The organism is Nocardiopsis lucentensis DSM 44048 (assembly GCF_000341125.1).
In the GTDB taxonomy this organism is placed as follows: domain Bacteria; phylum Actinomycetota; class Actinomycetes; order Streptosporangiales; family Streptosporangiaceae; genus Nocardiopsis; species Nocardiopsis lucentensis.
In genome coordinates, this window is the sequence record NZ_ANBC01000216.1 from 1 (window position 1) to 11,275 (window position 11,275).

The window sequence follows — 11,275 nt, forward strand, 5'->3', positions numbered from 1 at the left end:
TCGACCGCGCGGCCGAGGCCCTGGAGGGCGCGTTCGAGATCGAGGCGGACGCGGAGTACGAGGCTCGGCCGCTGGTCATCGACCGCGTGGCCTGATCGCGCGCTGACCCGGCGAGGGGCCGCACCGGAAGACGGGTTCCGGTGCGGCCCCTCGTGTGTTCGGGGCCGATACGTCGGCCATGGACCTGGCCCCGAGCGCGGGTCACGGGCGGATGCGGATCGGGCGAGGCGCCCGGCCCCGTGTCCGGCGACGCCCCCGCCCCGGTTTCGGGCGATCCCGGTGAGAAGGTCTTGCTTTCCCAAGGGACGGACACTACTTTCATATGTAAGAGAAACCTTTCAGGTGAAGGAGAGCGATGACAGCATCACCGCCCACCGGCGACGAGCTGGTCGACATGCTGGCGGCGCTGTCCCATCCGCTGCGTGTGCGCATCATCGCGTCGCTGGCCGCCCGCCGGAACTACGTGAGCGGCCTCGCCCGCGAGATCGGCATCAGCCGCCCCCTCCTTCATATGCACCTGCGACGCCTGGAGGCGGCTGGACTGATCGTCGGGGCCCTGGAGCTCTCCGACGACGGCAAGGCCATGAAGTACTACGACGTCACCGACTTCGACGTGCGACTGTCGCCGTCGGCCCTGGCCGAGGCGGCCGCCACCCTCACCACAGCGGACCCGGGCAAGGGTTCCCACACGAAGGAGCAGTCCTGATGGACTTCACCACCTGGCCGGGCGCCATTCTCGGGCTCGGCGTGCTGATCATGGCGACCATCCTCATCGGCGGCGCGATGGCCGCCTACCTCGACATGCGCAAGACCAAGCTGGAGGCCGCACAGCGCGACGACCTCCGCCAACTCGTGAACCGGTACGAACAGCTGGCCGAGAACACCCTCGACGCTCAGCAGCGCACGGCCAACGACGTCGCCGAACTGCGTTCGCGTGCCACCTCCATCGAGCAGATCCTCCGGACGGTGGAGTAGCGCATGAGAGCGGTCGTCCACCGTGCCTTCGGCCCTCCCGACGTGCTGAACGTGGAGGAGGTCCCCACACCCACCCCCAGGTCCGACGAGTTGCTCATCCGGGTCCACGCGGCGACGGTCACCGCTGTGGACTCGGCGGCCCGCCGGGGCGAACCCCTGCCCGCCAGGCTGACCTTCGGGCCGATCCGACCGAAGTACCCCACGCTCGGCGCGGACTGCGCGGGGCGGGTCGAGGCCGTCGGCGAGAACGTGCGCGACTTCGCCCCGGGCGACGAGGTCCTCGCACTCAGCGGAAGCTTCGGCACGCACGCCGAGTACGTCTGTGTTCCCCAGGACTCGCCCGTGGTGGCCAAGTCCGCCGTACTGACGTTCGCCGAGACGGTCGCCGTGTCCGAGGGGGCGCTGACCGCGCTGCCCTTCCTGCGCGACGCGGCCCGGCTGAGGGCAGGTCAGTCGATCCTCGTCAACGGCGCCTCGGGCAGCATCGGCAGCGCGGCGGTCCAACTGGCCGCGCACATGGGAGCCGAGGTCACCGCGGTGTGCGGCGGCGCCAACTCCGACCTGGTCCGCTCGCTGGGGGCCAGCCGGGTGGTCGACCACACCGTCGAGGACTTCACCCGGGCACGGGAAGCCTACGACGTCATCTTCGACGCGGTCGGCAAGAGCTCGTTCGGCCGCTGTCGCGGTGCGCTCAGGGTGGGCGGGCACTACCTCACGACCGTCTCCAGCATGGCGATCATGGGTCAGACGATGTGGACGAGGCTCGGGCGGAAGAGGGCCAGCATCGCGCTCACGGGGCTGAGACCGGCTCCGGACAAGGCCAGGGACCTCGTGCTGATCAGGGGGCTCGCCGAGGCCGGAACGATCCGGCCCGTCATCGACCGGAGCTGCCCGCTCGACCAGGCGGTGGAGGCGCACCGGCGCGTCGACTCCGGGCGCAAGAGGGGGGCGGTCGTCCTGCGGATGTCCGAGGAGGCCTGACCCGACCGGCGGCGGTGTTCTGGGGCCGCGCCGGACGGGGTTCCGGTGTGGCCCCTCGCCGTGTCCGGCCTCAGCCGGTGGTCGGGGCCGGCCGACACGTGAGCGTTCGCCGGCGCCTCTCCGCGGCGTCCGTGGTCGAGTCGTCGCGGATCACGCGCGAGAACGGGGCCGTTGCGGTCGGACCCGGTGATGTCCGGCTATCGGATGCCATCGAATCATCGCCTTCTCCGGAGGTGGCGTCGGGGTCAAAAAGGCGGGTGATGATCGCGTCAAACATCGGTAGGTGAAAGATTGTCGCCCTTCTCTTTCCGAAGATCGCGGATTGGAGTGGTGCGCGCATCAGTAATCCGTGTCTTCGGGTGCTCCGTGCTCGCGTCGATTCGCGGTCAGGAACGTCCGAGAGACATTCGTGCGACCATGGATGGGAATCGCGAGACATGCCCGAATTCACCAGGCGGAGCGGCCTCAAGGCGATGGCCGGAGCCGCGATCGGTGCCACTGTCCTCCCTGCGGCGGCGGGGAACGCGGCTGCGGAAATCCGAATTGCGGACCATGTCCTTTACTGGAACAAGGTCCTCATCGGTGCGTTTCGGAAAACCCCTGGCGGACCGGGTCCTCTCTCCCGGGCGGGGGCCATGATGAATTTGGCGATAGGCGATGTCGTGGGTTCCGTCGAGTCCCGCGGAAAGTTCTACCTGACGGACACGAGCGATCTCATCGGCGGCCGGGAGGGGGCACTGGATCCGGCGATCGACCACGCGGCGTACACGACGCTGGACGCCCTTTTCCCGCGACTGGACTTCTCCGAGGACCTGCGTGTCGCCCGGGGGGCCTACCGTGTGGGGTCGCGGGACCATGACCTGGGTCGGCGCGCCGGGCTGCGGACCGCACGGGCCATGCTCCGCCACCGGAGGGACGACGGCTGGAACCGGACCGTCGAATACGTTCCGGTCCTCGAACCGGGACACTGGCGGCCGAACCCGGGCGTCCCCGTCATCGAGCCGCACTGGGGCAGGGTGCGGCCGTTCGTTCTGAGGCGCGGATCCCAGTTGCGCCCGGAACCGTGGGGCGGGTTCGAGAGCACGAGGGAACGCCTGGCCAGCGAGCTCTACGCCGAGGAGGTGGAGCTGGTCCGGACGCTCGGCGGCGCCGATTCGACCGAGCGCACGCCCGACCAGACCGAGATGGCCCGGTTCTGGGCCAACGATCTGGACGGCACCTACAAGCTGGGCCAGTTGTACGAGCACACGGGCATCCTGGTCCGGGCGCACCGGCCGTACGCCACCACCTTCGAGACCGCCCGGCTGTTCACCCTCCACGCGGTGGCGATCGCGGACGTGGTCATCACGGCGTGGGACGCCAAGTTCGAGACGGAGGTGGACCACTGGCGTCCCCACCACGCCATCCGGATGGCGGACACGGACGGCAACTACCGGACCTCGCCCGATCCGGACTGGCGGCCGTTGTCCGCCGACACCCGGGGCCGGCACTTCGCCCCGAACCACCCCTCCTACCTGTCCGGCCACGCGTCCGTGGCGGGGGCCTGGGCGGGGGCGGTCTCCCACCACTTCGGCACCGCTGATCTCGACTACAGGGCCACGACCGACGATCCGCACGCCGTGGGGGTGACCCGCCACCTGCCGAGCATCACCGCGGCGGCCCAGGAGGTGGCCGACAGCCGCCTCTACGCGGGATGCCACTACCGGCTGACCAACGAGCGCTCCCTGGAACACGGGTACGAGGTGGCCGAACACGTCGTTCGCGCCCTGGACTGACCGGGCTCCGCTCCGAGGCGGGCGACGGCCGCGCCGGGCTCCGGCGCGGCGCGGCCGTCGGAGGCCACCGGGTCACGCGTCGCGGCCGGACGTCCACGGAACGGTCGGCTGGAGGACGGCCTCGCTCAGGGCGCGGGCGCGCAGGTGCGTGATCTCCTGGTACCCGGGGTCGGCGACCATGCGGCCGAACGCCTCGCGGCTGGGGTAGCGCACGAGCAGCACCGCGTCCCAGTCCTGGCCGTCCTCGGCGACCAGGGGCGTCGTGCCGTCGCCCGCGTAGAGCAGTTCGGCTCCGTACTTCCTCAGGAAGCGGCCCGCACGATGCGAGTACTCCTCGTACGAGGAACGGCCGTCCGGGGCGAAGCGCAACAGGTTGAGCATGACGACGGGGCCGTCCGGGACCTCGGACAGCGCTGCGGACAGGGTGGTTCCTGAGGGGTCGACTGCCATCGGTGACTCCTTCTCGTGACCGGCCGCGCCAGGGGGCGTGCGCCGGGAACCGGGGGGTGCCAGCACCCTAGGTGAAGCGCTCCCATGGGGCAAACCGCCCGGTCGGTATGCATGGGTGTCCCAGGGGCCGCCCCGTCCGGCGTCCGCGTTCCGGGGCCGTGCCGGAGATCGGGTCCCGGCGCGGCCCCCGTGTTGGCGGGCCTCAGGGCAGGCTCATGACCAGGTGGTACGCGCCTGCTCCGGCCAGGGCGGTGAGGGCATGGAGTGTCAGGAGGGGGAGGAGGCGTCTGGGAGGTTTGCGGTGGCGACTGCGTCGGCGGGGGAGGGGCGGACGCTTGGGGTTTTGGGGGCGGGGGTCGTCGTCGGGTGCCGTGCGCGGGCGGGGGACCGGGACCGGTGCCGGGGGGTTCGTCGGGCGTCGACGGGGTTCGTCCATCCAGGCGGGGAGGACGCCGTGCCGCTGCCGGTAGCGGACGCGGGGGTTGTCGCGCATCTCCTCCAGGAGGATCCGGTGCCGGTCGGCGGTGGCAGTCGTCGTGGTGGCCACGGGTCGAGTGAACCGACGGCCGCGCGGGGCGCCGAGGACCGCCCGTATCCGGTCGGTGTCGGTCATCGCTCCGCCTCCGTGCTCGGGTAGGCGAACTCGGCCCAGAGGGCGGTGGACAGGAGGGAGCCGTTCGGGGCGTCCACGGCTCGCGCGGTTCCCCACTCGGTGGCCAGGCGGTGGATGAGCAGCAGGCCCCGGCCACGCTCGGCCAACGGACAGTCGTGCGGGGTGCGCGGAGCGGGAATGCGCGGGGCGTACTCGGGTCCGTCGTCGATGACCGACAGGCGAAGAATGGTCTCGTGCCCGGTCACGACGGGTGTGGACAGGAAGCGCATGACCCGTCCGCCCGGGTGGCCGGAGCGCGAGTGGTCGACCGCGTTGGCGAACGCCTCGCTGGCGCACAGGACGACGTCGTCGGTCAGGTCGGGTGAGATCCCGGCCAGGGTGGCGAGGTCGGATCGGAGGTCGGCGCGCATCCGGGCGTTTATGGACGGCAGACCCGGGTAGGTGCGGGCCGCCCAGCGCCGCCCCGGATAGGCGGGGGTGGGTGTCTGCGGTACAACGGACATGTCGGTGGCTCCCTGCGTATGGGGAATGGGCTGCTGACCGCGCTCCGGGGGTGCTGAGAACACCCGCCGGAGCTTCTTCGTGGCTGGGACACCTGTCACAAGGTGTCCCAGGTCTCAGTAAACTCTTCGCTACAAGCATTTGCAAGTAGCTTTTGGAAGTAGCGAATTTTGTCCAGATTGAGTGGAAGGGCATCATCAAGAGATGGCTGACAACCCGACACTCGCCCAGTGGCAGCTGGCACAGGAACTGCGCAGACTGCGTGGAGACCGGAAGTTCGGGGATGTCGTGAAGGCCATGCGCACGGCTGCCAGCAGCCTCGCGCGTTGGGAGACCCCAGGAGACGGAGGGGCCGTACCGGGAGCGGCGTCCATCGAACGTCTGCTCACGCTCTACGAGGCACCCGAGGAGCTGGACCGGTTGCTGGCATTGCGTAAGCAGGCCCGAGAACCGGATCGGTGGCAGCCCTACGACCTGGAGCGCAGCTACCGTTCCTACGCCAACATCGAGGCGCAGGCGACCTCGATCGAGATGTACCAGTCCCAGTTGATTCCTGGGCTGGCGCAGACGGAGGACTACGCACGCGCCGTCATCGAGGCGACCATGCGTCCGGACAGCGATCTCGACAGGGAGATCCAGGTTCGGCTCACGCGTCAGGAAGTGCTGAGCCGTCCTTCGCCCCCGAACGTGTGGATGATCGTCGCTGAGGCCGCGCTGCGACAGCGCATCGGTAGTGCGAGCCTCATGGCCGCGCAGCTAGAGCACCTCATCGAACTCGCCCACCGACCGACCGTGACCCTACAGGCGCTGCCCTTCAGCGCTGGCGCGCACGCCGCGCTGACGTTGGCCTCGTTCTCCATCCTGAGAGTCGAACACCACGGACTGCTGACGGTCTACCTTCAAGGACCGTCATCCCACATGTTCATGTCCAGTACGGAGAACGTCGAGCACTACGCGGACGTCTTCAACCGGCTCCGTGCCGCGGCGCTCGACGACGGCAAACCCACCCTGGCGTTGCTGGAGCGCATCGCCAGGGACCACACCCAAGACAAGGACTGACGCTGTGGACACATCACGCCCCATTCCGTCGAACACGCGATTCCGCAAGTCCAGTTACTCCCAGAGTGAGGCCGCGTGCGTGGAGGTCGCCGACTGGCCGTCCGGGACCGCCGTCCGGGACACTAAGCATCGCGACCTGGGCGCACTCGTCTTCGGGGCGGGGGAGTGGCAGGCCTTCCTCGACGCCGCCAAGTAGCGGGGCCGAGGGGCGGTCGGCACCGCCCCTCGGCTCTTGGCGGTTCGTGCCTTCCAGCCGCACGAACAGCGATTGCACACCCTCAGGTGGGGAAGCTGTCCGCGCAGCCCGGCATGGAGCGGATCGTCCGCGGTCAGCAGGGTGTCCAGGGCGGCGGCGACGTCCCGGGGAATGCTCTCGTCCATGCCGTCAGTTCCCCGGCGGGGTGATGTTGACGTTGCCGCCCGCCGGGACCGGGAACAGGTCGATGTCGCCGTTCTTCATCGCCTCGTACAGGATGTAGCCCTCGGGGCCGAGCACCTCGACCAGCGCCTCGATCGCCTCCAGTTCGGTCGCGACGCGCTCGTTCTCGGACTCCTGGGCGCGGGTCTGCTCGACCGCCTCCTGGGCGGCGGTGAGCGCGTCGCGCACCTCCTCGGGCGGGGTCGGCTGCTGGAGGGTCAGCTGCGGGTCACCCGGTTCCTCCTCCTCGCCGAGCACGAACGTCGGCGAGATGAAGAACGCCCCGCCGCCCTGCTCGGCGATGTAGTCGGCGGTCAGTTCGCCCACCCGGCGCTCCCACTCGGACTTGGCGTCGGGGTCGGTGTAGAGCTCGCGCCATGTGTACTCCTTGGTGGCGTCGTCGATCGCCCGGTTGAGCGGCTGCCCGATGTAGTCACGCAGCATCTCGTTCCACCCCGCGTCCTCGTGCGCCTCGTACTTGAGGCCGATCTGTTCGTGGAACAGCCGGAGCGTCTCACAGTCCGGGTTGAGGGCGAAGGTCACCAGGCCGGTGACCTGGAGTTCCAGGTCGTCGGAGGAGACGGCCGTGGAGGTGGCCATCTCGGCGCTCTCGGCACCGGAGAAGGTGAACGTGCGCTGGCCGCCCGGGTAGACGAACATCCGGTCGCCGGGGCCGTAGTACTCGCGGTTGCCGGGGTCCACGCACTGGTCGAACTCGGTGGACGAGAAGGCTCCGGCGTTGTACTCCAGCGCCACCTCGTCGGGGTTCACGGAGGTCGAACAGGCGGTCAGGCCGAGGGCTGCCGCGCTGATCGCGGCGGTCACGGTCGCGGCGACGGTACGGGGGCGTTTCACTGGCTGGTGCTCCTTGGGGGATGCGATCGGTGATGGTCCGGGGTTCGCCGGATCCGCGCCGGTCCCACGCCTGGTGCGGCTGTGACCGGTGGGGACCGGGGCGACCGCGGCGACCACGTGAGTCGCCACATGAACTGGGAGGGAACGGAGCCGCCGGTGGTTCCCCGATTCTCGGGATCGTGCCGATCCGGTGCCCGCCCCCGATCGCGCCGGGTGATGACGGCCGCGCCGCTACAAGGCCCACCAGCAGTACAGACGTCTGTTCTCCCGGTCGGCGCGGCGTGCCAGACCCGCCAGTAGACGAAGCGCCGCGAGCAGGTCGTCGGCCGAGGTCGGACCGTCGCGGAGCTCCTCCGAATCCGCCCACGACATGGCCGCCTCGGCCAGCCGCTCGTCGGAGGCGGAGGCCAGCGCCCGCCGGAGACTGTCGGACACGCTCACGACGAAGGCGCTCCCGTGCCCCGGGTCCGACAGCAGCTCCCCGGAGCGCGGGCGGGCGGACGCCTCGTCGTGGTCGCGGCCCGTCACGATCGCCTCCAGCCGTGCCATGACGACCACCGGGTCGATCCCCTTGAGCGGCAGCACGTCGAACACCGCCGGGTCCGGGCCGCCGGGTTCGTCGAGCACGCCGACGGCCTCCTCGTCACCGGTCGCGGAGAAGTAGTCGCACATCACCATGGGTGGATTCTGCCCGGCTGTGGGGACAGCCCCGGGGAACGGCCGACCCCACCCGCGTCATCCGAGGTCGGTGATCTTGCCCTCCAGGACGCCCCGCTCCCGCTCGTTGCCGCACAGCCGCACCGCTCGTTCCAGCTCGGCGCGGGCCTCCTCGGTCCGCCCCATCCGGGTGAGCAGCTCCCCGCGCACGGTCGGCAGCAGGTGGGTCTTCGCCAGGGCCCCGGCCTCCGCCAGTCCGTCCACGATCGGCAGCGCCGCGGCCGGTCCCCGGGCCATGGACACCGCCACCGCCCGGTTGAGGTCGACCACCGGCGACGGCGCGATCCTCCCCAGCGCCTCGTAGACGAGCACGATCCGCTCCCAGTCGGTCTCCCCGACCGAGGAGGCGACCGCGTGGCACTCGGCGATCGCCGCCTGCAACCCGTACGCGCCCAGGCCCCGACCGCAGCCCTCCGCGCGCGCCAGGGCGGCGCGCCCCCGGCCGATCGCTGACCGGTCCCACCGGCGCCGGTCCTGGTCCTCCAGCAGCACCGGCCGACCGTCCGCGTCCGTGCGGGCCGGGAAGCGCGCCGCCGTCAGCTCCAGCAGCGCGAGCAGACCGTGCGCCTCCGGCTCGTCCGGGACCAGCCGGGACAGCACCCTGGCCAGGCGCAGGGCCTCGGACGCCAGGTCGAACCGGATCAGCTCGTCGCCGGAGCTCGCCGAGGACCCCTCGGTGAAGATCACGTAGACCACGTTGAGCACCGAGTTCAACCGCCCGGCGCGCTCCTGGGCCGACGGCGGACCGAACGGCACCCGCGCCGCCCCGAGGGTCTTCTTCGCCCGGGTGATCCGGGCCTGCACCGTCGCGGTCGGGATCAGGAACGCCCGAGCGATCTCGTCACTGGTCAGACCACCCACCACCCGCAGCGTGAGCGCCACGCGCGCCTCCCGCGACAGCACCGGGTGGCAAGCGGTGAACATCAGCGCGAGCACGTCGTCGTCGATCCGGTCCGGGTCCCACAGCACGTCCCGGTCCTCCCCGGCCGCTTCGGCGGGCACCGTGCCCGAGGCGATGCCGCCCTCGTCCAGATCCCGGGCGAGGGCGGCGTAGCGCTCGTCGCGGGCGGCGCGCCGACGGAACGCGTCGATCGCGCGCCGCCGCCCGACGGTCAGCAACCACCCCGCGGGGTTGCGGGGCACTCCCTCGCGCGGCCAGGTCACCAGGGCCTCGGCCAGCGCCTCCTGGGCCAGGTCCTCGGCCAGCGCGAAGTCCCCGGTGTAGCGCGTCAGAGCGCCGACGATCCGTGCGGACTCGATCCGCCAGACGGCGGCGACGGCCTCGCGTCCCGTGGGGTCACCCATGTCCCGTCCGTCCGCTCAGAGCTGGCCCGTGGCCTCGCGCCACGCCCGCTCCTTCTTGATCCACTCGTTGTCCTGCGGGAACTCGTCGATCGTGGTGACCCGGCGGATCTCGGTCTTGAAACCGGGACCGGCGATCGGGATCCGCTTGGCCCACTCCACGGCCTCCTCCTTGGAGGCCACGTTGAGGAGGTAGAACCCGCCGAACAGCTCCTTGGTCTCCCCGTACGGGCCGTCGGTGACCACCGGGGGCTCCGAGGAGGTGTCGACGACCACGCCCTCGGAGGGGTCGGCGAGGCCCTCCGCGGCGAGCAGGACACCGGCGCGGATCAGTTCGTCGTTGAACCTGCCGACCGTCTCCAGCATCGTGTCGAAGTCGACGTCCCCCATGTTCTCCATGGCCTCGTCCGTCGCGCGCATGATCAGCATGTACTTCATGGCTCTGTACTCCCTGGGATGTCCGGGCTCCTGCGTGGAACCCTCTCATCCGTAGGTCGAACCGGGGCAACGCGGATCGACACGGCCGCCGAGCTTTTTCCGCGAGTCTCCGTGACGTCCGAAGACCTTTCCCGGCGGGGGCGGCACTGCTACGTTCGCGGCGGGGCCGCGCGCCCCGGCCAGAGCTGCCGGAACCGGAGGCGGGGAGAACGTGTCAGCACGACCGGAGGGTGTCGTCAAGGCCGCGGACGGCGTCTACTTCGTCGGTGGAGCCCACGTCAACTGGGTGATCCTCGAGGAGGGCGACGACCTCACGCTCATCGACGCGGGCTATCCAGGCGACGCCGACGCCGTGGAGGGGTCGATCCGCCATATCGGCCACCGTCCCGAGGACGTGCGCGGCGTCCTCGTCACGCACGCCCACGTCGACCACATCGGCTCTCTGCCCCGCTTCACCGCGAGGTACGGCACCCCCGTGTACGCGGACGCCCGCGAGGTGCCGCACGCCGCCCGTGAGTACCTCGAGCAGGTCACCCCCGCCACGATCCTGTCCCACCTGTGGCGTCCCGGCGTGGCCTCGTGGACCCTGCACGTCCTGAGGTCGGGCGGCACCAGCAGGGAGCCCGTGCGCGCACTCCCCTTCCCGGACGAGGGGCCGCTGGACCTGCCGGGGCGCCCGGTGCCGGTGCCGACCTACGGTCACACCTCCGGACACAACTGCTACCACCTGCCGTCGGCGGGCGCGGTGGTCACCGGGGACACCCTGTGCACCGGCCACGCGATCTCCCGCCTCACCGGGCCCCAGCCGCTCCCGTCGCTCTTCCACCACGACCGCGACCGGATGCTGGCCGCGCTCGACACGGTCGCCGGGCTGGACGCCGATCTCCTGCTGCCCGGGCACGGGCCGCTCACGCGCGTGCCCATGGCCGAGGCGGTCGCCGCGGCCCGGGTCAACGCCTCACGGACCTGGTGAGAGGGGGCGGCGGTCGCGGTCCAGGACGGAGCGCGTGACGGCGCCGAGCACGCCACCGGCCTCGCTGATCCGGGGGATCGCGGATTCGGCACCGGCCGCCCGGAGCGCCCCCCAGGCAGTCGGCTGGGCCGGTCCGCGGGTACGGGTGACCCGGCCGGAGCGGTCCGGGACCCGCCGCGCGCGTGTACACCGACGCCGAACGTGAGCGGCGGTGGATC

General features: G+C 70.9%; 15 protein-coding genes. 7 read left to right on the forward strand and 8 right to left on the reverse strand.

Features of this window, described 5'->3' with window-relative positions; translation table 11 throughout:
• Positions 1-355 precede the first annotated feature (355 nt).
• From D471_RS0107205 to D471_RS0107220, 4 genes are all read left to right on the forward strand, one after another.
• A complete protein-coding gene (locus D471_RS0107205) occupies positions 356-706 on the forward strand; it encodes an ArsR/SmtB family transcription factor (protein ID WP_017597988.1) in 351 nt (116 codons plus the stop codon).
• Positions 706-975 (forward strand): hypothetical protein, encoded by a 270-nt coding sequence (locus D471_RS0107210; RefSeq protein ID WP_017597989.1) that lies wholly within the window; start codon positions 706-708, stop codon positions 973-975. The genes D471_RS0107205 and D471_RS0107210 overlap by 1 nt, the downstream gene beginning before the upstream one ends.
• Positions 976-978: 3 nt before the next feature.
• Positions 979-1,956, forward strand: coding sequence for an NAD(P)-dependent alcohol dehydrogenase (locus D471_RS0107215; protein ID WP_017597990.1), 978 nt, complete (start codon positions 979-981; stop codon positions 1,954-1,956).
• Positions 1,957-2,618: 662 nt separating this feature from the next.
• Positions 2,619-3,731: a vanadium-dependent haloperoxidase gene (locus D471_RS0107220; RefSeq protein WP_017597991.1), complete on the forward strand. Its 1,113-nt coding sequence runs from the start codon at positions 2,619-2,621 to the stop codon at positions 3,729-3,731.
• Between the two features lie 72 nt (positions 3,732-3,803).
• On the opposite strand, the gene D471_RS0107225 is transcribed toward D471_RS0107220, so the two are convergent.
• The 3 genes from D471_RS0107225 to D471_RS0107235 all read right to left on the reverse strand — a co-directional run bounded on the left by D471_RS0107225 (position 3,804) and on the right by D471_RS0107235 (position 5,297).
• Positions 3,804-4,181, reverse strand: coding sequence for a DUF1330 domain-containing protein (locus D471_RS0107225; protein WP_017597992.1), 378 nt, complete (start codon positions 4,179-4,181; stop codon positions 3,804-3,806).
• 202 nt (positions 4,182-4,383) lie between these two features.
• Complete coding sequence (locus D471_RS0107230) at positions 4,384-4,794, reverse strand: hypothetical protein (RefSeq protein WP_017597993.1); 411 nt, start codon at positions 4,792-4,794, stop codon at positions 4,384-4,386.
• On the reverse strand, positions 4,791-5,297 hold the full coding sequence (locus D471_RS0107235; RefSeq protein ID WP_026127495.1) for an ATP-binding protein: 507 nt from the start codon (positions 5,295-5,297) through the stop codon (positions 4,791-4,793). The genes D471_RS0107230 and D471_RS0107235 overlap by 4 nt, the downstream gene beginning before the upstream one ends.
• Positions 5,298-5,499: 202 nt before the next feature.
• On the opposite strand from D471_RS0107235, the gene D471_RS0107240 reads away from it, so the two are divergent.
• The gene (locus tag D471_RS0107240) at positions 5,500-6,354 is read left to right on the forward strand and encodes a helix-turn-helix domain-containing protein (RefSeq protein ID WP_017597995.1); all 855 of its coding nucleotides are present in this window, start codon (positions 5,500-5,502) and stop codon (positions 6,352-6,354) included.
• A 4-nt stretch (positions 6,355-6,358) separates the two neighbouring features.
• Entirely contained in the window at positions 6,359-6,550 is a 192-nt protein-coding gene (locus D471_RS33350; protein WP_017597996.1) for a DUF397 domain-containing protein, read from the forward strand.
• A 189-nt stretch (positions 6,551-6,739) separates the two neighbouring features.
• Here D471_RS33350 and D471_RS0107250 read toward each other — a convergent pair whose 3' ends face one another.
• From D471_RS0107250 to D471_RS0107265, 4 genes are all read right to left on the reverse strand, one after another.
• Positions 6,740-7,627 carry an SPFH domain-containing protein gene (locus tag D471_RS0107250; protein WP_017597997.1) on the reverse strand — a complete coding sequence of 296 codons (888 nt, stop codon included), beginning with the start codon at positions 7,625-7,627 and terminating at the stop codon, positions 6,740-6,742.
• A 231-nt stretch (positions 7,628-7,858) separates the two neighbouring features.
• Complete coding sequence (locus D471_RS0107255; RefSeq protein ID WP_017597998.1) at positions 7,859-8,305, reverse strand: hypothetical protein; 447 nt, start codon at positions 8,303-8,305, stop codon at positions 7,859-7,861.
• A 57-nt stretch (positions 8,306-8,362) separates the two neighbouring features.
• Positions 8,363-9,649, reverse strand: coding sequence for an RNA polymerase sigma factor (locus tag D471_RS0107260; protein ID WP_017597999.1), 1,287 nt, complete (start codon positions 9,647-9,649; stop codon positions 8,363-8,365).
• A 15-nt stretch (positions 9,650-9,664) separates the two neighbouring features.
• Positions 9,665-10,084 (reverse strand): YciI family protein, encoded by a 420-nt coding sequence (locus D471_RS0107265; protein ID WP_017598000.1) that lies wholly within the window; start codon positions 10,082-10,084, stop codon positions 9,665-9,667.
• 211 nt (positions 10,085-10,295) lie between these two features.
• On the opposite strand from D471_RS0107265, the gene D471_RS0107270 reads away from it, so the two are divergent.
• Positions 10,296-11,057, forward strand: coding sequence for an MBL fold metallo-hydrolase (locus D471_RS0107270; RefSeq protein ID WP_017598001.1), 762 nt, complete (start codon positions 10,296-10,298; stop codon positions 11,055-11,057).
• On the opposite strand, the gene D471_RS41280 is transcribed toward D471_RS0107270, so the two are convergent.
• A partial coding sequence (locus D471_RS41280; RefSeq protein ID WP_206538925.1) for a hypothetical protein occupies positions 11,043-11,275 on the reverse strand: 233 nt, incomplete at its 5' end. The genes D471_RS0107270 and D471_RS41280 overlap by 15 nt on opposite strands.